The 19,448-nt window shown below is 64.1% G+C and carries 18 protein-coding genes; 8 read left to right on the top strand and 10 right to left on the bottom strand.

Annotated features, from left to right (window positions below; genetic code table 11):
- Window positions 1-5: 5 nt before the first annotated feature.
- Together flgA and flgH are read left to right on the top strand one after the other, a co-directional pair.
- Window positions 6-1,145: a flagellar basal body P-ring formation chaperone FlgA gene (gene flgA, locus P6U29_RS15950; protein ID WP_407118456.1), complete on the top strand. Its 1,140-nt coding sequence runs from the start codon at window positions 6-8 to the stop codon at window positions 1,143-1,145.
- A 3-nt stretch (window positions 1,146-1,148) separates the two neighbouring features.
- Window positions 1,149-1,910, top strand: coding sequence for a flagellar basal body L-ring protein FlgH (flgH, locus tag P6U29_RS15945; RefSeq protein WP_407118455.1), 762 nt, complete (start codon window positions 1,149-1,151; stop codon window positions 1,908-1,910).
- Window positions 1,911-2,251: 341 nt separating this feature from the next.
- Here the strand turns inward: flgH and P6U29_RS15940 are convergent, their stop codons facing one another.
- The 3 genes from P6U29_RS15940 to P6U29_RS15930 all read right to left on the bottom strand — a co-directional run bounded on the left by P6U29_RS15940 (window position 2,252) and on the right by P6U29_RS15930 (window position 4,686).
- Window positions 2,252-3,031: a 2-keto-4-pentenoate hydratase gene (locus P6U29_RS15940; RefSeq protein WP_407118454.1), complete on the bottom strand. Its 780-nt coding sequence runs from the start codon at window positions 3,029-3,031 to the stop codon at window positions 2,252-2,254.
- A gap of 462 nt (window positions 3,032-3,493) precedes the next feature.
- Window positions 3,494-3,859 carry an RNA polymerase-binding protein DksA gene (gene dksA / locus P6U29_RS15935; RefSeq protein ID WP_085966600.1) on the bottom strand — a complete coding sequence of 122 codons (366 nt, stop codon included), beginning with the start codon at window positions 3,857-3,859 and terminating at the stop codon, window positions 3,494-3,496.
- 215 nt (window positions 3,860-4,074) lie between these two features.
- Window positions 4,075-4,686: an NAD(P)-dependent oxidoreductase gene (locus P6U29_RS15930; protein ID WP_407118453.1), complete on the bottom strand. Its 612-nt coding sequence runs from the start codon at window positions 4,684-4,686 to the stop codon at window positions 4,075-4,077.
- A gap of 163 nt (window positions 4,687-4,849) precedes the next feature.
- Between P6U29_RS15930 and P6U29_RS15925 the strand changes: the two genes are divergently transcribed.
- Window positions 4,850-5,221, top strand: coding sequence for a winged helix-turn-helix transcriptional regulator (locus P6U29_RS15925; RefSeq protein WP_407118452.1), 372 nt, complete (start codon window positions 4,850-4,852; stop codon window positions 5,219-5,221).
- Window positions 5,222-5,469: 248 nt separating this feature from the next.
- On the opposite strand, the gene P6U29_RS15920 is transcribed toward P6U29_RS15925, so the two are convergent.
- Window positions 5,470-5,883: a flagellar assembly protein FliX gene (locus P6U29_RS15920; RefSeq protein ID WP_407118451.1), complete on the bottom strand. Its 414-nt coding sequence runs from the start codon at window positions 5,881-5,883 to the stop codon at window positions 5,470-5,472.
- Window positions 5,884-6,155: 272 nt separating this feature from the next.
- Between P6U29_RS15920 and P6U29_RS15915 the strand changes: the two genes are divergently transcribed.
- From P6U29_RS15915 to P6U29_RS15900, 4 genes are all read left to right on the top strand, one after another.
- Entirely contained in the window at window positions 6,156-7,280 is a 1,125-nt protein-coding gene (locus P6U29_RS15915) for a flagellar basal body P-ring protein FlgI (RefSeq protein ID WP_407118450.1), read from the top strand.
- Window positions 7,280-7,651 carry a flagellar assembly peptidoglycan hydrolase FlgJ gene (flgJ, locus tag P6U29_RS15910; protein ID WP_407118449.1) on the top strand — a complete coding sequence of 124 codons (372 nt, stop codon included), beginning with the start codon at window positions 7,280-7,282 and terminating at the stop codon, window positions 7,649-7,651. The genes P6U29_RS15915 and flgJ overlap by 1 nt, the downstream gene beginning before the upstream one ends.
- Window positions 7,652-7,662: 11 nt before the next feature.
- Window positions 7,663-8,160 (top strand): hypothetical protein, encoded by a 498-nt coding sequence (locus tag P6U29_RS15905; protein WP_407118448.1) that lies wholly within the window; start codon window positions 7,663-7,665, stop codon window positions 8,158-8,160.
- A gap of 159 nt (window positions 8,161-8,319) precedes the next feature.
- Window positions 8,320-8,679 (top strand): hypothetical protein, encoded by a 360-nt coding sequence (locus P6U29_RS15900; protein ID WP_407118447.1) that lies wholly within the window; start codon window positions 8,320-8,322, stop codon window positions 8,677-8,679.
- Between the two features lie 89 nt (window positions 8,680-8,768).
- Here the strand turns inward: P6U29_RS15900 and flaF are convergent, their stop codons facing one another.
- The 6 genes from flaF to P6U29_RS15870 form a co-directional block, all read right to left on the bottom strand.
- The gene (gene flaF / locus P6U29_RS15895; RefSeq protein WP_407118446.1) at window positions 8,769-9,137 is read right to left on the bottom strand and encodes a flagellar biosynthesis regulator FlaF; all 369 of its coding nucleotides are present in this window, start codon (window positions 9,135-9,137) and stop codon (window positions 8,769-8,771) included.
- Window positions 9,138-9,413: 276 nt separating this feature from the next.
- On the bottom strand, window positions 9,414-11,654 hold the full coding sequence (locus tag P6U29_RS15890; protein ID WP_407118445.1) for a DUF1522 domain-containing protein: 2,241 nt from the start codon (window positions 11,652-11,654) through the stop codon (window positions 9,414-9,416).
- A 242-nt stretch (window positions 11,655-11,896) separates the two neighbouring features.
- The gene (locus tag P6U29_RS15885; protein WP_407118444.1) at window positions 11,897-14,161 is read right to left on the bottom strand and encodes a DUF1522 domain-containing protein; all 2,265 of its coding nucleotides are present in this window, start codon (window positions 14,159-14,161) and stop codon (window positions 11,897-11,899) included.
- Window positions 14,162-14,494: 333 nt separating this feature from the next.
- Window positions 14,495-15,304 (bottom strand): group II intron maturase-specific domain-containing protein, encoded by an 810-nt coding sequence (locus P6U29_RS15880; RefSeq protein WP_407118443.1) that lies wholly within the window; start codon window positions 15,302-15,304, stop codon window positions 14,495-14,497.
- 7 nt (window positions 15,305-15,311) lie between these two features.
- Window positions 15,312-15,890, bottom strand: a complete 579-nt coding sequence (locus tag P6U29_RS15875; protein ID WP_407118442.1) for a reverse transcriptase domain-containing protein — start codon at window positions 15,888-15,890, stop codon at window positions 15,312-15,314.
- 520 nt (window positions 15,891-16,410) lie between these two features.
- Complete coding sequence (locus P6U29_RS15870; RefSeq protein ID WP_407118441.1) at window positions 16,411-18,681, bottom strand: DUF1522 domain-containing protein; 2,271 nt, start codon at window positions 18,679-18,681, stop codon at window positions 16,411-16,413.
- A 322-nt stretch (window positions 18,682-19,003) separates the two neighbouring features.
- Between P6U29_RS15870 and flbT the strand changes: the two genes are divergently transcribed.
- Complete coding sequence (flbT, locus tag P6U29_RS15865) at window positions 19,004-19,441, top strand: flagellar biosynthesis repressor FlbT (protein ID WP_407118440.1); 438 nt, start codon at window positions 19,004-19,006, stop codon at window positions 19,439-19,441.
- The last annotated feature ends 7 nt before the right edge of the window (window positions 19,442-19,448 follow it).

Below are 19,448 nucleotides of genomic sequence, written 5' to 3'. Positions count from 1 at the left end.
TGACGATGATCCGTGCCACCCTCGCCACGATCTCCACCCTTCTCGCGCTGGCCTTGCCGGCAGCGGCCGCCGACGATTTCATTCCCTCGCCGACGCTGCGCGCAAGCGTCACCGTGACCTCGGACGTGGTGCGGATTGGCGATCTCATCGACAACGCAGGATCGGCTGCGCTGATCCCGGTCTACCGCTCGCCCGATCTCGGCACCACCGGCACGCTGACGGTCGGCCAAGTGCTGTCGGTGTTGCGGGCAAAACAGGTGATCGGCGTCATGACGGGCGACATCAAGGAGGTCCAGGTCACCCGCCTCGCCCGCACGCTCGCGAGCAAGGATCTCGAAAACGCGGTGGCCGCCGCGCTCGAGCGCCGCTTCGGCCTCGGGGAAGCCGCCAACATCACCGTCACGTTCGACCGCAGCGTCGCCGACATGCGGCTGGACGCCTCCAACACCGGCGCGCTGCAGCCGGTCGCAACCCGCTACGACGCCCGCAGCGGCCGTTTCGATATCGCCTTCGAGATTGCCAACGACAACAATCCCGCGCCGACCAAGCTGCGCTTCACCGGCACCGCGATCGAGACGGTGGAAGTGGCCGTGCTGACCCGCGACATCGACCGCGCCGAGCTTCTGAAATCCTCCGACCTTTCGCTGGAGCGCCGGCCGAAGGCCGAGGTCGCCGGCGAGCCCGCCGCGCGCGACCGCAGCATCGGCATGCAGCTGCGCCGGCCGATGCGGGCAGGCACGCCGATCCGCGTCGCCGACATCGTCAAGCCCGACTTCGTGGTGCGCGATCAGGCCGTCACTATCATCTACCAGGTGCCCGGCCTCTATCTGACCACGCGCGGCAAGGCGATCGAGAGCGGCGCCGAGGGCGACACCGTCAGCGTGCTCAATATGCAGTCCAAGCGCACGCTGACCGGCATCGTCACCGGCCGCGGCCAGGTGACGGTTCAGGGCGCCAGCCAGTCCGCACCGACGGCGCCGGCGGTCGAGCAGACCTCGTCGATCAAGCGTGACGAGGCGCCTGCCGCGGTCGACACCGCAGCCCTCGTCCGGAACCTGATTCAGACCCCCGCGTCGCCGGCTCAAGTCGCACAAGCCCAGATCCCGCAAGCTCGCCTCTCGCAAGCTTCAGCCAAGTCAGAGTAAGTCATGTCCACGTTCAGTTCGGCCTCCCGTCTTCGTCGCATCGCGATCTCTGCCCTGCTGCTGGCCTCTTGCGCACTGGGCGGCTGCTCCTCGATCGACCGCCTGTCGCAGATCGGCGAGCAGCCGAAGCTGTCGGCAATCGACAATCCGACGACGCAGCCCGGCTACAAGCCGGTGCAGATGCCAATGCCGAAGCCGGAAGTCGCCTCCTACAATCCGAACTCGCTGTGGCGCAACGGCAGCCGCGCCTTCTTCAAGGACCAGCGCGCCCGCCAGGTCGGCGACCTCCTGACCGTGACCGTGAACATCACCGACAAGGCCAACCTCTCCAACGAGACCCAGCGCAGCCGGACCAGCAAGGAAGACTCCGGGGTTACGGATTTCATCGGCAGCCAGACGGTCACGCAGCCGCTCAAGGTCCTGCCCGGACGTCTTCTTACAACGGACTCGACGTCCTCGGCTGATGGCAAAGGCTCGGTCAACCGCCAGGAAGCGTTGCAGACCAACGTCGCCGCGGTGGTCACGCAGGTGCTGCCGAACGGCAACCTCGTGGTCGAAGGCAAGCAGGAAATCCGCGTCAATTTCGAGATCCGCGAGCTCGTTGTCGCCGGCATCGTCCGCCCCGAGGACATCCAAAGCGACAACACTATCGATTCCAGCAAGATCGCGCAGGCCCGCATCGCCTATGGCGGCCGCGGCCAGATCATGGACGTGCAGCAGCCGCGCTACGGCCAGCAGGTCATGGACGTGCTGCTGCCCTTCTAAAACCTTCTTTAAGAGCTCCCACATCGTGTTCGCGAACCTAGGCGCGAACGACGATGTACGACGCGGCCTCCGGTAGCTCCCCTGCCGGAGGCCGCATGTATTTTGGGATGGTTTGGGGCTGCACACACAGAGGCAACTATGCACATTGCAGCGAAGCCGCCTCCTCACGCTCCTCTTTTGTCCCGGACAAGCCGCATCGCGTCAGCGGTGCGGCGCAGAGCCGGGACCCAGAAGTACACGACGCGCTGCGGCGTGGGCCCCGGCTCTGCAGCGCACTGTACCGGACGATGCTTCGCATCGCCGGGGGCGCTGCGCTGCGGCCGGGGCGCGAGACCGCCCCCTCACGTAAACTCCGCCTCCACCACGCCGAGCCCGTCCAGCTCCATGCGCACCTTGTCGCCGGCCTTAAGCCACAGCGTCTTCACCAGGCTGCCGGTGAGCACGAGCTGCCCGGCATGCAGCCCCTTGCCCTCGGCGGCGAGGTGGTTGGCGAGCCAGGCGAGTGCGTTGTGGGGATGGCCGAGCACGTCGGCGCCGGTGCCGTGGCTGACCTCCTCGCCATTGATGACGGCGCGGCCTTTGACCACCCTCAGGTCCGACACCGAGGAGCGCGGAACCGAGGAACCCAGCACGCAGCCGGCGGCGAAGAAATCATCGGCGATCAAGGTCGGCGCGCCCATCGTCTCCCATTTCACGTAGCGGTCGTCGACGATCTCGATCGCGGGATGGTAGGCCTCGACGGCCTCGCCGACCCATTCGGCCGTGAACGGCGCCTCGCCGGCGGCAAGGTCCCGCTTCAGCCGCACTGCGATCTCGCATTCGACGCCGACCCGGACATAGTTGGAGGTGGCAAGCTTGGCGCCGCTGTCGTGGACGCCCTTTTGGAACACGCCGCCACCGCAAGGGTGCGGGATGCCGATATACTCCTGCATCACCTGGCTGGTGCAGCCGATCTTGTAGCCGACCAGCGGGCCGACATGCGGCAGCAGGAGATCGTGCAGGGCGCGCTGCACCTGATAGCCCTCCGCTTCATCAACCGGAGGACGCTCCAGCGCCGCGAGCGGCGCATGATTGCGGCGCGCCAATGCGATCGCCTTTGCGGATGCGAGAATCCTGTCCATCGGCGACGCCTCCCACGCTGCACAGTCGAAGGCGGCACTTCAGCATCCCCGCTCCGCCCTGACAAGCGCGCTCGGCCCGGGGGCAACCGCCTCCTGCCCGCGTTTAAGGAAATATTGAGTGGGTGGAGGCTTTATGGAGCCGCGCCACCGGCAGCTGTCGCAAAATGCGCACGAGACGCGTGACTACAGCAATGCTTGATGCAGCTGGATCAACGTCTCAACTCCGGAGTCGATCTCGTTGATGCGACTCGCAAAATCTCCCGCACCTAAAGTGAAGGCTGTTTCTCATCCGAATTCACGTGAGCTCGGAGCAACCGGGCCTAGCCCGTTGATCGCGATTCATTTTTGGCGATCACGCCCGCCTACTGACACGCGTGGGAAGCAATAGGCAAACGCCGATCACGGCGTCAACCGGCGCCTTTCGTTCCAAAAACAAAGAGCCGCAACTCTGCGGCTCGGGCTCTATTCGTCGCGATAAACCTTCTCGCGTTTCTCGTGGCGCTCCTGCGCTTCCACCGAGAGCGTCGCGATGGGCCGGGCCTCAAGCCGCTTCAACGAGATTGGCTCCCCGGTTTCCTCGCAATAGCCGTAGGTGTTGTCCTCGATGCGCTGGAGCGCGGCGTCGATCTTGGCGATCAACTTGCGCTGGCGGTCGCGGGCGCGGAGTTCGATGGCACGGTCGGTTTCGGACGATGCCCGATCGGCAAGATCGGGGTGGTTCACGTTCTCCTCCTGCAAAGCTTGCAGGGTGAGCTTGGACTCTTTGAGGATCTCATCCTTCCAGGCAAGGAGCTTCAAACGGAAGTACTCCTTCTGCCGGTCGTTCATGAAAGGCTCTTTGTCGGTCGGTCGGTAGTTTTTCAACTTTTCCAAGGGCGGCCTATCTTTTTAAGCAACGACTCGCGAACGGAACGAGGTCCGTTGAGCCGGGCCTTATATAGTGGCCTCCTGTGACAGACAATATTTCCCTGATGGCGCGGCGGGCGCCCCCAAGCCCTTGCACAGGAACGTTTATCCTTGAGGGCTTGGGGACGGCTGCCGGCTCAGTAGCCGACCGTGAAGCGCTGCCTCAGATGCGCCGGCCGCTCGATCTCGTCGGCGAGTGCAATTGCGTAGTCCGCGAAGGTGATCCAGCTTTTCCCGTTCGCATCTGCGAGAAGCTGATCGGTCCCGAGCCGGAACTTGCCGGTCCGCTCGCCCTCGATGAAGAGGGCCGACGGCGAGATGAAGGTCCAGTTCAGGTCCTTTTCCTGCCGCAGCAGATCGAGGAAGTCGGAACCCTTTTCAGCCTCCGCCTTGTACTGCGCCGGAAAACCGGGGGTTGTGACCAGCTTCACGCCTGGGGCGACCTCCAGGCTGCCGGCACCGCCGACAGCGAGATAGCGTCCCACCTTGGACTCCTTCGCCGCACCGATCAGCTTGAGCGCATCGCTGGCCAGGAAGTGCACGGAACTGATGGCGATGTCGTGCCCCGCCCACAGCCGGGCCAGGCCCGCCAGGTCGAGCACATCGCCCTTGGTGGGCGTCACATTTGGCAGTGCCGCAATCTTCTCCGGGTTCCGGGCGATGGCCGTGACCGTATGGCCGCGGCGGGATAGTTCCTTGGTGATCTCCGACCCGGCCCGGCCCGAGGCGCCGGCAACTGCGATTTTCATGGAAGGCTTCCTTTGCTTCTGTAGTAACTAGTGGAAACTAGATATCGCAAAGAATGCTGGTGTTAAGAGAGCACTTTGTGCTTACCTGATTACGCTGAGGTAACTGATCACGTACAACCGACACGCGGACCACCCGCGACGAGATGGATTCCGAGAACTGACGATGAAACCCGACGTCTACGCAGCGAACTGCCCCACGCGCCAAATCCTGGATCGCGTCGGCGACAAATGGGCGGTGCTGATCCTCTTGCTCCTGCGCGAGGAGCCGATGCGCTTCAATCAGTTGCGCCGCACGATTGAAGGCATCTCGCAGAAGATGCTGAGCCAGGTTCTCAAATCGCTCGAACGCGATGGCCTGATCAATCGCAACGCCATCGCGACTGTGCCTGTGACGGTTGAGTATTCGATCACGCAGCTCGGTCTGACGCTGGCGGCGGCGGTCGATCCCTTACGCGATTGGGCCGAGCAGAATCTGAAAGACGTTCTTGCCGCCCAGCGTCGCTACGACGCGCAGCAGAAGGAGGAAGCGGCGTAGGAGCTCTCCGCAGGAGCGCACTCCGCGCCCCCAAACTCCGCTGTCATGCCCCAGCTTGCCGTCTTCGCTAAAGCTTCGCCGGCCGAGCGCCCTCGTAGGCCCGGCGTAGCCCAGCGGAGCCGGGACCGGGGCATCCAGTACGCCGCGGCCCGTCGATCCAACAATGACTGTCTCTGGAATACTGGGTCGCCCGGTCAAGCCGGGCGACGACGAGAAAATTTTTGAAGTCGCGGGAACTAAATTGGTGATCAGGCCCGCCCCGCCTTCGCCAGCTCGACCTCGACGCGCAGCTCGATTTCGGACAGCACCGCATCGAGACCGGCATCACCCGAAGACGATTTCAAATTCGCAGCAGCATCTCGCAGCCGCATCACGGTGGAGGCGTCTAGATTGCCGGACAAGAGCCCCATCTTGAGATCGTCGAGCACGTCGAGCGCGGTCCTGCCCCGGGCAACCGAGCGCTTGCGGCGCTCGACCGGATCCTCCTCGACACCCTGCAGCGCCAGCAGCGCATCGATGTTGGCGGCGGCCTTCGGTGCCGCAGCGCTCCGCGTCTCCTGCACCGAGGAGGTATCCGGCAGCACGAAGGTGCCGGAGCCCGTCCGCCTGGCCTGGCTGGCCGGCGTTCCAAGCGTGGTGCCGTTCGGTCCGTAGATGCGCATCGGAAGCAATCCGGATGATCGATGCCTCACCTTCGCCGTTTTATGGTTAACGGCGCGTAAACAGCCCGGCAAAATCTGCCGACAGGCGGCAGTTTCGCTCCCCACGGACGACGCCCCCTGACGCCGCTCGAAACAGATTTATTCAACCTATTCAATCGGCTAACCCCACTGCCCCGCGTTGGCACAGCGCTCGCAAGGACAGCGTCGGACCAGCTCGTCATGGGAGTGTCGCAGAGGGTCCTTTCGATTTGAGAGGCCTCGGGGAGCAGAGGATGCCAGGCGTTCGTTGGGTGAGGATTGTTGGGGTGGCCTGCGCCGCGCTGTCAGCGCTGGCGCTCACGGTGACGTCAGCGGCTGCGACCTCGCGCATCAAGGATCTCGCCAACATCGAGGGCGTGCGGCAGAACCAGCTCATCGGCTATGGCCTCGTTGTCGGCCTCAACGGCACCGGCGACACGCTCAACAACATCCCCTTCACCAAGCAGTCGCTGCAAGCGATGCTCGAGCGGATGGGCGTCAACATCCGCGGCGCCACCATCCGCACCGGCAACGTCGCCGCCGTGATGGTGACGGGCAATCTGCCGGCGTTTGCGACGCAAGGGACGCGCATGGACGTCACCGTCTCCGCGCTCGGCGATGCCAAGAACCTCCAGGGCGGCACCCTGCTCGTCACGCCGCTCCTCGGCGCCGACGGCAATGTCTATGCGGTGGCGCAGGGCTCGCTCGCGATCTCCGGCTTCCAGGCCGAGGGCGAGGCGGCCAAGATCGTGCGCGGCGTTCCGACCGTGGGGCGTATCGCCAACGGCGCCATCATCGAGCGCGAGATCGAGTTCGCACTCAATCGGCTGCCGAACGTGCGCCTGGCGCTGCGCAACGCCGACTTCACGACCGCCAAGCGCATCGCGGCTGCGGTCAACGACTATCTCGGCGTCAAGACCGCCGAGCCGATCGATCCCTCGACGGTGCAGCTGTCGATCCCACCGGAGTTCAAGGGCAACGTCGTCGCCTTCCTCACCGAGATCGAGCAGCTCCAGGTCGATCCCGATCTCGCCGCCAAGATCGTCATCGACGAACGGAGCGGCATCATCGTGATGGGCCGCGACGTCCGCGTCGCCACCGTCGCGGTGGCGCAGGGCAACCTCACCGTCACGATCTCCGAGAGCCCGCAGGTCAGTCAGCCCAACCCGCTGTCGCGCGGACGCACCGTGGTCGCGCCGCGCAGCAGCGTCACCGTCAGCGAAGACGGCAAGAAGCTGGCGCTCGTCAAGGACGGCGTCTCGCTCCAGCAGCTCGTCGACGGGCTCAACGGCCTCGGCATCGGCCCCCGTGACATGATCAGCATCCTCCAGGCGATCAAGGCTGCCGGCGCCATCGAAGCCGACATCGAGGTGATGTGATGCAGACCGGCGCGATCAATACCCCGCACCTCACGACGTACTCCCCGGTCTTCTCCGTCGAGAGCCGCAACGGCCGGCCGGACTTCGAGCTCGCCGCCGCGCTCCAAAAGGTCTCGCCGCAGCAACAGGCCAAGGCGCAGAAGACCGCCACCGATTTCGAGGCGATGTTCCTCAACAGCATGTTCTCGCAGATGACCTCGGGCCTGAAGGGCGAAGGCCCGTTCGGCGATACGCCCGGCACCGGCGTGTGGCGCTCGATGCTGACCGAGCAATACTCCAAGAACTTCGCCAAGGCCGGCGGCGTCGGCGTCGCCACCGAGGTCTACCGCACCCTCATCCTGCAGCAGGCCAAAACGATCCGCACGGCATAAGGTCAACCGAGATGAACCATTTCAACGCCTCACGTCAGCCGATGCAAGCCCAGCGTCCGAACATCGCGCCCGGCAGTACCGAGGCGCGCAAGCTCGCCGAAGACCTGATGGACGCAATGAGCGCCCTGCTCGGACTGATCGAGCGCGAGACCGAGCTCGTTCGCGCCGGCCAGGTCCGCCAGGCGATGACGCTGGAGGGCAAGAAGCAGGAGTTGTCACGCAACTACGTCGGCGCCGTCAGCCAGTTGAAGGCGAACCAGGCCCAGCTCGCGAAATCCGCGCCGGAGCTGCTTTCGACGCTGCATCGCCACCACGATGCGTTTCGCGCGATGCTCCAGGTCAATCTCACGGTGCTCGCGACCGCGCACGCGGTCTCCGAGAGCGTCGTGCGTGGCGTCAATGCCGAGATCCAGAAGCGCAACGTGCCGAACACCTATACGGCCGCAGGACGCCGCGCAGCGCCGGGTCCGCGCCACATCACCCCGCTCGCGGTCAGCCGCTCGCTCTGAGCGCGCACAAGAACAACCGACAATTTTACGAAAAACCGCGCGGCGACATCGTCGCGCGGTTAGGTACGTTTGCTTACCGGGTCTTCAAACCTGGTGTTCCATGGTTGCGCTATTAGAGGGGTTGGGATTTGACTCAAGCAAGGCAACCAGGAGGCTGCCATGAGTACAGATTTCAGCATCAGGCCGGTGGGGATCCCGGCGCCCACCCAGATTGTACCGACGTCCAACGCGGCGGCGAATCAGGCTGTGCAAACCGATCTTCCGGTGAGCCAGACGGTCGCCGCGGCGGATACGAGCGCGCCGGTACGCAATGATTTGCCGAACCACGAGAACATCTCGCGCCAGGTCGTGTTCGATCAGGCGGCCGCGTCCTTTGTCTTCCAGGTCGTCAACGACAAGACCGACACGGTGGTGAACCAGTTTCCGGACGAGGCGATGCTGCGCCGGCGTGCCTATTTCCACGCGCTGGATATGAAATCGGAGCCCTCGCGTCCGCTCAGCACGGACCGCAGCGCCTGACGATTCACTGATCCTTTGTCGCGAGGCGCTGCGTGAGCCAGTTCGCGCGGGCTGCGAGATCGCTGACCTCCTGCTGAACAGGCATCGCTTTACGGCCGTCCGGACAAACCGGCGGCGATGTTGCGGTTGATCTCGATGAGCGGGCGGAAGTGATCGAACTGCGGGCTCATCTGCAGCGCGGCGGTTTGGCTCAGCACGAACACGCTGATATTGGCGATCTTCTGCCGCACGTCGAGCGGCTGCGGATTGGTGTCGCGCATTGCCTCGCTCAGGAAGATGGTCCACAGTTTGCGATTGAACATTAACGCCTGCATGGTCTGCTCGCAGAGCGGATCGGCGCTGTTGATGGCGTCCTGGAGCTTGTTCGCGGCCTTCAAAAGGGCTTGCGCTTCGATGTCGCGGGGAGAGGCGGTGGTCGTTGCAACACGCGCGTAAGCAGAGGCAGCGGAATTCGACATCAATCACACCTTGGAGGTTTACCTAGCCCGTTGAACGCGCTTAAGGATTTCTTTCCCAACCCTAGGCAGCACCACTTAAGATTTGCTTACGTGTCTGCTTGGAAGCCCTCCGGATTATTACGGGTCACGGAGTCCTTCGTATGTGCACATGCGCGCTGTAAACACGCTTCGCACGATGCGCATCGATCTCGGCTAATCCTGCCTTAGCGATCTCCTAAAAACGGCGGAGCATCAGCCCCGCCGCGACGTTACAATTCAATTTCTTGCGCCGCGAAACTAGCGGAGCAGCTGCAGCACGCTCTGCTGCGACTGGTTGGCCAGCGACAGCGCGGACACCGCGATCGACTGGCGGGTCGACAGCGCCTGGCTGTTGGCGGCTTCCTCGTTGGTGTCGGCGAGCGTCAGGTTAGACGAGCCGGTTTGCAGAACGTTGATCAGGTTCTTCGAGAAGTCCTGGCGCACCTGCACGATCGAGAGGTTCGAGCCGAGCGCCGAACCTTCCGAGCGCAGCGTGCTCGAGGCCGCATTCAGGCTCGCCAGCACCTTGTTGGTCGCACCGTTGTCGATGAAGTCGACGCCGTTGACGAGGTTGCTGAGGCCGAGGCCGGCAGCATTGAACACCACGCCGTTGATGCTGAGCGTCGAGCTGCCGGTCTCGTTGAAGACGAGCTTCAGCGTGTCGCCGTTGAGCAGGTTGACGCCGTTGAACGAGGCGTCCTGGGAAGTGGTGTCGATCTGCGCCAGGATGTTGTTGAACTGGTTGACCAGATTGGAGCGCGCCGTCTGCGCCACGGGATCCTGGATCGGCGGCTGCGCGGTGGTGAAGGCAACCGTGCCGGTGATCGTGCCGCCGACGACGCCGCCGGCGGTGACGGAGCCGAGCGTCGAGGACGCGTATTCGTTGACGGTGGTGATCGTGAGCACGCCGTTGGCGTCGATCGTCGCCGTCAGGTGGTTGGCCTGAAGCTGGTTGTTGAGCTGGTCGAGCGTCTTGACCGTTCCGTTGGTGCCGTCGCCGAAGGTGACGTTCACGGGCTTGCCGCCGTTGAAGGAGGTGAAGGTCAGCGTCTTGCCGGAAATGCTGCCGGGACCCGGCGCGCGGCCCGCGGTAAAGGCGGTGCCCGTGCCGGTCGGACCGGTCAGCCCGAACGCGGACAGCGCGTTGCCCGTTCCGGTGATCGACAGATCGGCGGTGGTGCCGGTGCTGAGCTTGAGCGCACCATTGACGACCGAGGACAGCGACGAACCGCTCGCCGCGACCACGGCGCCGGCGCTGACGATGCCGGCGCCCGAGGCCAGGTCGACCGCGTTGAGCGAATCCTGAACGGTTGCGCCCTGAAGATAGACGATGGAGTTGCCATTGTTATCCGTGACGATGTTGCCGATCTTGGTCGACCCCGTCGGCGCGGCGGCAGGGACGGCCGCGTTCTTGAATGTGACCGTCTTGCCGTCGACGTTGAGCGTGGAGCCGTCCTGAACAAGCGTGCCCAGCGTCGTCGGGCTCGTGAGACGGGCCTTGATCACATTGACATTGCCGGAGCCGGTCGCGGTCGTCAGGCCCAGCGCCTTCAGGAAGTCGGCCTTGCCCGTGATGCTGAGATCGGCGCCGGTGCCGGTGGTGAGGGTGAGCTGGCCGCCGGCGATGGCGGCGTTGGCGCCCGAGGAGTTCGACAGGGTTGCGGTGCCGCCCGCGATTGCAGCCTTCTGCACGCCACTTGCGAGATCAATCGCATCCATCACGTCCTGGACGGTTGCGGCCGGCGAGGCGTTCGTTCCGAGATAAACCGTGGAGTTGCCATTGCCGTCGGTCACCACATTGTTGTTCTTGCCGGAGCCGGCGGGAACATTGGCCACCGCAGGTGCAGCCCCGGCCCTGAAGATGATGGTCTTGCCGTCGACAATCAGCACATCGCCATCCGATGGCGCACCGTTCGTCGCAATCGTGCTCGCGCTGGGCGTGCCGAGCAAGGTAAGATTGGTAGCCAGGCTGGCCGGGTTGCCAGCACCGTCGGGGGCGGCGTTACCGGTCAGCGCTTGCGAAATGCCACCGAGCGTGGTGGCAGTGGTGATCGGAGTCGTACCGCCGGCGGTACCGTTGGTGACGACGTTGCCGGTTGCCGTCGCATAAGTGTAGCTCGTGGTGCCGCGCAGATCCGCCGGCGTCGCGCCGGGGATGGTGGTCGAGATGTTCGATTTGGTGGAGTAGCCGACCGTGGTCTGGAGCGCCTGGTTGGCAATCGACTTGGCGCTGTCGATCAGCTTCGACAGGGAGGTGATGCCGGTGTTGGCCGCCTGCAGCACCTGCACGCCGTTGTTGATGCCGTCGAGCAGATTGCTGATGTCGCTCGCGCGGTTGTCCAGCCCCTGCGCTGTGAAGAAGTTGGTCGGATTGTCCAGTGCCGTGTTGACCTTCTTGCCGGTCGACAGCCGCGACTGGGTGGTGGCGAGCAGGTCGGCCGTCGATTGCAGCGACAACAGGTTCTGACGAACTGACGCCGAGAGAACGATGTTGGACATTGGCGGTCTTCCTCTTGAACCGGATACGAATCGGACTGGCCGATCTGGAAAGCGGACTTTTGCCAAGTCTTAGGGGCTGTCCTTTAAAGTATGGTTAACGGCGACTTAAGGGATAGGGTTAATGCCGGGTTAGCGCCCTGCCCGCTCTGGAACCCAGGATCTTAGGGAGCCTCGTGGGAACGAAAAAAAGCGGCGGGGCCGAAGCCCGCCGCTCTCTTTTGTCTCCTGATTTCAGCCGCTTATTAGCGGAGCAGCTGAAGCACGCTCTGCTGCGATGTGTTGGCCAGCGAGAGCGCGGAGACTGCGATCGACTGGCGGGTCGACAGCGCCTGGCTGTTGGCCGCTTCCTCGTTGGTGTCGGCCAGCGTCAGGTTGGACGAACCGGTCTGCAGCACGTTGATTAGGTTCTTGTTGAAGTCCTGGCGCACCTGCACCACCGAGAGGTTCGAACCCAGCGTCGAGGCTTCCGAGCGCAGCGTGCTCGAGGCCGCATTCAGGCTGGTGAGCACGCGGTTGGTCGCGGCGTTGTCGATGAAATCGGTGCCCTGCACCAGCGCGGCGAGACCGAGCCCCTTCGAGTTGAAGGTCACGCCGGTGATGTTCAGGCTCGACTTGCCGGTCTCGTCGAACACCAGCTTGAGCTGGTCGCCGTTGAGCAGGTTCACCCCGTTGAACGACGAGTCGACCGAGGTCGTGTCGATCTGCGACATGATGTTGTTGTACTGCGCAACCAGGTTGGAACGCGTGGCTTGGGCGACCGCATCGACAGTCGGTGTCGTCGCGTTCGTCCAGGTCAAGGCGGTCGTGATCGTGCCGCCGATCACGCCGCCGGCAGCAACCGACCCGATCGTCGATGACGCGTAGTCGTTGATCACGGAGACCGTGAGCAGGCCGTTAGCGTCGATCGTCGCCGCCAGGTTGTTGGCCTGAAGCTTGGCGTTGAGCTGATCGAGCGTCTTGACAGTGCCGCCGGTGCCGTCGCCGAACGTCACGTTGACCGCCGTACCGCCGTTGAAGGAGGTAAAGGTCAAGGTCTTGCCGGAGATGCTGCCAGGAGCCGCAGCACGGGTTGCCGTGAAGGCGGTGCCGGTGCCGGTCGAGCCGGTCAAGCCGAGCGCGGACAGCGCATTGCCGGAACCGGTGATCGACAGGTCCGAGGTCGCTCCGGTCGAGATCTTCAGGGCGCCGGCGACGATGGAGGAGTTTGTCTGGCCGCTCGCCGTGCTGAGGGTCGCTGCTCCCGACGCGATGGATGCAGTCTGGACGCCTGTGGCGAGATCAACCGCGTTCAGGATGTCAGCGACAGTGCCCTTGTTGAGGTACACGGTCGAGTTGCCGTTGCCGTCGGTGACGACGTTGCCGGTGACGCCTGAGCCGCTCGCCACGTTCGCTGCGGCAGGGGTGCCGCCGTTCTTGAATGTGATGGTCTTGCCGTTGACATTCAGCGTAGATCCATCGGTGATCAGCGAGGCTAGGCTGCCAGATCCCGTCGCGCGGGTTGCCGTCACCGTCGCGTTGCCGGAACCAGTCGCTGTGGTGAGGCCGAGCGCGCCGAGCAGATCGGCCTTGCCGACGACGCTGAGGTCGGCACCCGTCGAAGTCTCGAGCGTGATCTTGCCGCCCGTGATCGACGAGGCGGTCTGGCTCGTGTTGGTGGTGATGGTCGCAGCTCCCGCCGACACCACGGCATTCTTCACGCCGCTGGCGAGGTCGATGGCGCTCAGGACGTCGCCGACCGTGGCCGTGGAGCTGGTTGCGGAGGCACCCAGATAGATGATCGAGTTGCCATTGCCGTCGGTCGCGATGTTGCCGCTCGTGCCATAACCGGCCGGAGCAGTGGTCGGTACCGCGCCAGCCTTGAACGTCACCGTATGGCCGTTGACGGTGAAGCTGCTGCCGTCGGTGAACTGGGTGGCAGCCGCCGTGCTGAGACCGCCGGTCGCGCCGGTGTCATACAGCTTGCTCGCAGCGGTGATGGCCGCAGGCGTGCCCTGGTTGTCGTTCACCGCACTTCCGGTCACCGTGCCGATGGTGCCGCCGAGCGTGGTGGTGCCAGTCGCGGCCGTGACGCCGCCCGCCGCACCGGAGAACAGCACGTTGGAGAGCGCGCTGGCGCTGGTGTAGGTCGTGGTGCCGCGCAGGTCCGACGCCGTCGCGCCGGCGATCGTGGTCGAGACGTTCGACTTGGTGGAGTAGCCGACCGTGGTCTGCAGCGCCTGGTTGGCGATCGATTTCGCGGAGTCCAGCAGCTTCGACAGCGAGGTGATGCCGGTATTGGCCGCCTGGAGCACCTGCACGCCGTTGGCGATGCCATCGAGCAGGTTGTTGATATCGCTGGCGCGGTTGTCGAGCGACTGTGCCGTGAAGAAGTTGGTGGGGTTATCCAGCGCCGTGTTCACCTTCTTGCCGGTCGACAGACGCGACTGCGTGGTGGCGAGGAGGTCGGCGGTGGATTGGAGAGAGAGCAGGTTCTGACGAACCGACGCAGAGAGAACGATACCGGACATGACTCTTACCCTTCTGGTTTACGCGTCTTCGTTCGATCGCTTCGGATCGAGTGACGCGCAGAGCCTGCGCGGACATGGCTAACAAAGGGTGAAACTCGCTGGCGAGCCGTAAGTGGCGGTTCACCATAAGGGGGCCGCAGCCTTCAAACGGGATAATGATGCGCCTGTAATTTCACAGCTTTTTTGGCGTTTGCTCTCCATTAACCATAACCAAGAGTTACGTTTCGGTGCCGGCTTTCGCCTCTCGATGAACGCCACAAATCGGGTAGGAGGAAGCCTCGCGGCTTCCCCCTCCCACACCACCGTACGTACGGTTCCGTATACGGCGGTTCGTCAAGCACGATTGAGATGGCGGTGCAGTTCGATGAGAGACGGCAAGCCGAGTTGCGTGAAGAAGGCGGCGCGATAGGCATCGTTCATGTGGCTGGCCCCGGCGTTCCACCAGGGGCCTCGGCCGTTGGAGGCCGACCGCCATGCCCGCTCCGGATCGAGCCCGCGTTGCATCAAGCGCTTGCGGCGTGTCCGCGGTCGCTTCCACTGGCGCCAGAGGACGCAGCGCAATTTGCGCCGCATCCAGCCGTCGAGCTCCTCGAACACCCCTTTGGCCTCCGCCAGCCGGAAGTATTGCAGCCAGCCGCGCAGGATGGGGGTTAGGGCTCTGACAGTCGATGCCAGGGTTCGTCCGCGCCCTTGGCGCAACGTCGTCCTCAGCTTGCTCCGCAACCGCTGCACACTCTTGGCCGCGACCCGCAGGCGCGGTTGCTTGTGAGCGGTCATGGTGTAACCGAGGAAGGTACGCGCCCAGGGATGGTCAACAGCACTCTTTGCTGCGTTGACCTTGAGCCGCAGCTGCTCGGTCAGGAAGCGCGTGATCGACGCCATCACCCGCTCGCCGGCCCGCCGCGTCCGCACATAGATGTTGCAGTCGTCGGCGTAACGGCAGAAGGCGTGGCCTCGTCGCTCGAGCTCCTTGTCCAGGTCATCGAGCAGGATGTTCGACAGCAGCGGTGACAGAGGACCGCCTTGCGGCGTGCCTTCGCTCCGTGCCGTCGTGATCCCACCCGTCATCAATCCAGCCTGCAGGTAGCGGCGGATCACCCGCAGCACCCGCCTGTCCGCGACCCGGCGGGCCACTCGTGCCATCAGCACATCATGGTTCACCCGGTCGCTTCTCCAGATCAAGGTCGACGACGAAGCGTCGGCCCTCGGCCACGTGCGTTCGCGCGGCACGCACCGCATCGTGCGCGCTGCGCCCCGGACGGAAGCCGTACGAAGCCTTGGAGAAGCCTGGATCGAACAGCGGCATCAGCACCTGATGCATCGCCTGCTGGATCAACCGATCCACCACCGTCGGGATGCCCAATTGGCGCATCCCTCCACCGGGCTTGGGGATTTCCACCCCGCGCACCGGCTGCGGCCGATAGCGGCCTTCCAGCAGTTCTTCCTTGATGCGCAGCCAATGCTCCTTCAGATACGGCTGCAACTGCTCCACAGTCATCCGATCGATGCCCGCGGCGCCCTTGTTCGCCACCACCCGATGGTAAGCCGCCATCATGTTCGCTCGGCTGACGATCTTCTCTATCAGCCGCACTTCCACCTCCGGAGGGGAAGGTTGCGATCTTGCCGCGATGTTTGATGCACCCGCCTCCTGCTCTGGCGGCTTCCGGCCGCTGCCCTCGGAGCGGGCATGACGCATCTCAGCGCCATCGTCTGCATCTGCTTCCACCATCGACAGACCGGCCTCCTCCGGTACTCGACGTTCGGCCCTTCACCGGCTTGGTCTGCCGGCTACTACGGCCTCTGCTGACTTCTGCCGCCCCATCCCGACGCCTTGCGGCGCCGGTAGCACACCCGTTGCCGGGGGCAGGACGACAGATCTCCCAGGGTTAGTCGCGTGACCTTCGTGCCATGTACCTGTCGCATCTACGGCCGCATCCTCCGGGTGATATTGGGCTTCGGGAATTCTTGCTCCCTCGCCCGGATGCGGACGCCTCCTATGCGCTTCCTGTTCGTCAGGCCGGCACTTTGCTTACAGCTTCCTTCAGACCCCGCCTCGCGACGACGCCCTTGCTGTTCGGCTAACGGTTCCCATCACCAGGGTCCGTAGAGGACTCTCACCTCCAAGTCATCGATCGGACACCACTCCAATCAAATCGCGCCAGTCACGGCGCTCCGCGCCGTGCCTGGCGCACAAGAAAAACGGCGGGGCTGAAGCCCCGCCGCTGCATTTCCTTCGATGTCAGCCGCTATTAGCGGAGCAGCTGAAGCACGCTCTGCTGCGACTGGTTGGCCAGCGAGAGCGCGGAGACCGCGATCGACTGGCGGGTCGACAGCGCCTGGCTGTTGGCCGCTTCCTCGTTGGTGTCGGCCAGCGTCAGGTTGGACGAGCCGGTCTGGAGCACGTTGATCAGGTTCTTGTTGAAGTCCTGACGAACCTGCACGACCGAGAGGTTCGAACCCAGCGTGGAGGCTTCCGAACGCAGCGTGCTCGACGCGGTGTTCAGCTTGGCCAGCACCTTGTTGGTCGCCGCGTTGTCGATGAAGTCGGTGCCCTGCGCCAGCGCGGCGAGACCCAGACCCTTCGAGTTGAAGGTCACGCCGGTGATGTTCAGGCTCGACTTGCCGGTCTCGTCAAACACCAGCTTGAGTTGGTCGCCGTTCAGCAGGTTGACGCCGTTGAACGAGGCGTCCAGCGAGGTCGTATCGATCTGCGTCATGATGTTGTTGTACTGGTTGACCAGGTTCGAACGGGTCGCCTGGGCAACAGCATCAGCAACGGGCGCGGTCGCGTTCGACCAGCTCAGGGCCGTGGTGATCGTGCCGCCGATCGTGCCGCCGGCTGCCGCCGAACCGATGGTCGACGACGCATAGTCGTTGGTGGACGAAACCGTCAGCAGGCCGTTCGCATCAATCGTAGCCGTCAGGTTGTTGGCCTGAAGCGCCGTATTCAGCTGATCGAGGGTCTTGACGGTGCCGCCCGTGCCATCGCCAAACGTCACGTTGACCGCCGTACCGCCATTGAAGGAGGTGAAGGTCAAGGTCTTGCCCGAGATGCCGCCCGACGCAGCCGTGCGGCTGGCTGTGAAGGCGGTGCCTGTGCCGGTCGAGCCGGTCAAACCAAGGGTCGACAGCGCATTGCCGGAGCCGGTGATCGACAGGTCCGAGTTGGCGCCGGTCGAGATCTTCAGCGCGCCAGCGACGATCGAAGAGGCCGTCTGACCGGTAGCCGTGCTGAGGGTTGCCGCACCCGAAGAGATGGATGCGGTCTGCACGCCGGTGGCGAGATCGATCGCGTTGAGGACGTCGGCGACGGTGCCCTTGTTCAGATAGACGGTCGAGTTGCCGCTGCCGTCGGTAACGACGTTGCCCGTAACGCCCGAGCCGCTCGCCACGTTCGCTGCGGCGGGGGTGCCGCCGTTCTTGAATGTGATGGTCTTGCCATTGACGTTCAGCGTCGAACCGTCGGTGATCAGGGAGCCGAGGCTGCCCGAAGCAGTGACGCGGCTGGCCGTGACGGTCGCGTTGCCAGAACCGGTCGCCGTGGTCAGGCCCAGTGCACCGAGCAGATCGGCCTTGCCGACGACGCTGAGGTCGGCACCCGTGGAGGTTTCCAAGGTTATCTTGCCTGCCGTGATCGACGAGGCGGTCTGGCTCGTGTTGGTGGTGATGGTCGCAGCTCCCGCCGACACCACGGCATTCTTCACGCCGCTTGCGAGGTCGATGGCGCTCAGGACGTCGCCGACCGTGGCCGTGGAGCTGGTTGCGGAGGCACCCAGATAGACGATCGAGTTGCCATTGCCGTCGGCCGCGATGTTGCCGCTGATGCCATAACCGGCGGGGGCGGCGCTCGCAGCCGGCGCAGCGCCGGCCTTGAAGGTGATGGTGTGGCCGTTGACGGTGAAGCTGCTGCCGTCGGTGAACTGGGTGGCAGCCGCCGTGCTGAGACCGCCGGTCGCACCGGTGTCATACAGCTTGGTCGCAGCGGTAATGGCCGCAGGCGTGCCCTGGTTGTCGTTCACCGCACTTCCGGTCACCGTGCCGATGGTGCCGCCGAGCGTGGTGGTGCCAGTCGCGGCCGTGACGCCGCCCGCCGCACCGGAGAACAGCACGTTGGAGAGCGCGCTGGCGCTGGTGTAGGTCGTGGTGCCGCGCAGGTCCGACGCCGTCGCGCCGGCGATCGTGGTCGAGACGTTCGACTTGGTCGAATAGCCGACCGTGGTCTGCAGCGCTTGGTTGGCGATCGACTTCGCGGAGTCCAGCAGCTTCTGGAGCGAGGTAATGCCGGTGTTGGCGGCCTGAAGCACCTGCACGCCGTTTGCGATGCCATCGAGCAGGTTGTTGATGTCGCTGGCGCGGTTGTCGAGCGACTGTGCCGTGAAGAAGTTGGTAGGATTATCCAGCGCCGAGTTCACCTTCTTGCCGGTCGACAGACGCGACTGCGTGGTGGCGAGGAGGTCGGCGGTGGACTGGAGGGAGAGCAGGTTCTGACGAACCGATGCGGAGAGAACGATACCGGACATACTGTTACCTTTCTGGTAGCTACGCGTCATGTTTGACCGAGATTGATCAAACGACCGGCGGACGGTGCCTTCGAGCCTCTAACAATCCGTGAAATGAAACCGCCGGTTTGTCCGCGTCGGGCCCAAAGCGCTGTCTTGCACGTTTGCAGCGCAGCTCTTTGCAACCCCCCAAACCATTGACATGGTTACGTTCTTCAACGCGAGCGCCGATCTTTACGACCCGTTAACCACATTCGGCAAGGATTGGACCCAATCAGGACCGGCAGTTGTCATTCACTGCGACGCGCGCCACTCGTTACAAAAGGGTTGATGGAGAACAGGCATGGCTCTCAAGGTCGAGCTCAAACCGCACGAACGCATCATCGTCGGTAACTCCGTGATCACCAACACGGACCAGCGCGCCCGCCTCCTGATCGACGGCGAGAACGTGCCGATCCTGCGCGAACGCGACATCCTCACGCCCGAGACGGCCGACACGCCGGCCAAGCTCGTCTATCTCGCGGTCCAGCTGATGTATATCTCGCCGGATCCACAGACCCAGCACGGCACCTATTTCAACCTGGTGCGCGACATCGTCACCGCAGTGCCGAGCTCGTGGCCGATCATCGAGGGCATCAACAACAACATCATGAGCGGCGATCTCTACCGGGCCCTCAAGGAGGCCCGCAAGCTGATCGCCTATGAAGACAAGCTGCGCGACCAGTACGAGGCCACGCATCCCAAGAACGATATCAAGAGCGACGTCAGCTCGGCCGCCTGAGCGCTTC

Origin of the sequence: Bradyrhizobium sp. LMG 9283 (assembly GCF_045571415.1) — a bacterium.
Lineage (GTDB): Bacteria > Pseudomonadota > Alphaproteobacteria > Rhizobiales > Xanthobacteraceae > Bradyrhizobium.
The sequence above is the reverse complement of the archived record's forward strand: the minus strand, read 5'-3'. Positions and strand labels throughout refer to the sequence as shown.

Bases quoted from the DNA above. Each gene is read 5' to 3' on its own strand.
- flgJ (WP_407118449.1), top strand. From the start codon at position 7,280: ATGCAGACCGGCGCGATCAATACCCCGCACCTCACGACGTACTCCCCG.
- P6U29_RS15940 (WP_407118454.1), bottom strand. From the start codon at position 3,031: ATGGACAGGATTCTCGCATCCGCAAAGGCGATCGCATTGGCGCGCCGC.
- P6U29_RS15885 (WP_407118444.1), bottom strand. From the start codon at position 14,161: ATGTCCGGTATCGTTCTCTCTGCGTCGGTTCGTCAGAACCTGCTCTCT.
- flbT (WP_407118440.1), top strand. From the start codon at position 19,004: ATGGCTCTCAAGGTCGAGCTCAAACCGCACGAACGCATCATCGTCGGT.
- P6U29_RS15875 (WP_407118442.1), bottom strand. From the start codon at position 15,890: ATGGTGGAAGCAGATGCAGACGATGGCGCTGAGATGCGTCATGCCCGC.
- dksA (WP_085966600.1), bottom strand. From the start codon at position 3,859: ATGAACGACCGGCAGAAGGAGTACTTCCGTTTGAAGCTCCTTGCCTGG.
- flgH (WP_407118455.1), top strand. From the start codon at position 1,149: ATGTCCACGTTCAGTTCGGCCTCCCGTCTTCGTCGCATCGCGATCTCT.
- flaF (WP_407118446.1), bottom strand. From the start codon at position 9,137: ATGTCGAATTCCGCTGCCTCTGCTTACGCGCGTGTTGCAACGACCACC.
- P6U29_RS15915 (WP_407118450.1), top strand. From the start codon at position 6,156: ATGCCAGGCGTTCGTTGGGTGAGGATTGTTGGGGTGGCCTGCGCCGCG.
- P6U29_RS15905 (WP_407118448.1), top strand. From the start codon at position 7,663: ATGAACCATTTCAACGCCTCACGTCAGCCGATGCAAGCCCAGCGTCCG.
- P6U29_RS15900 (WP_407118447.1), top strand. From the start codon at position 8,320: ATGAGTACAGATTTCAGCATCAGGCCGGTGGGGATCCCGGCGCCCACC.
- P6U29_RS15920 (WP_407118451.1), bottom strand. From the start codon at position 5,883: ATGCGCATCTACGGACCGAACGGCACCACGCTTGGAACGCCGGCCAGC.
- P6U29_RS15870 (WP_407118441.1), bottom strand. From the start codon at position 18,681: ATGTCCGGTATCGTTCTCTCCGCATCGGTTCGTCAGAACCTGCTCTCC.
- P6U29_RS15925 (WP_407118452.1), top strand. From the start codon at position 4,850: ATGAAACCCGACGTCTACGCAGCGAACTGCCCCACGCGCCAAATCCTG.
- P6U29_RS15890 (WP_407118445.1), bottom strand. From the start codon at position 11,654: ATGTCCAACATCGTTCTCTCGGCGTCAGTTCGTCAGAACCTGTTGTCG.
- P6U29_RS15930 (WP_407118453.1), bottom strand. From the start codon at position 4,686: ATGAAAATCGCAGTTGCCGGCGCCTCGGGCCGGGCCGGGTCGGAGATC.
- P6U29_RS15880 (WP_407118443.1), bottom strand. From the start codon at position 15,304: ATGGCACGAGTGGCCCGCCGGGTCGCGGACAGGCGGGTGCTGCGGGTG.
- flgA (WP_407118456.1), top strand. From the start codon at position 6: ATGATCCGTGCCACCCTCGCCACGATCTCCACCCTTCTCGCGCTGGCC.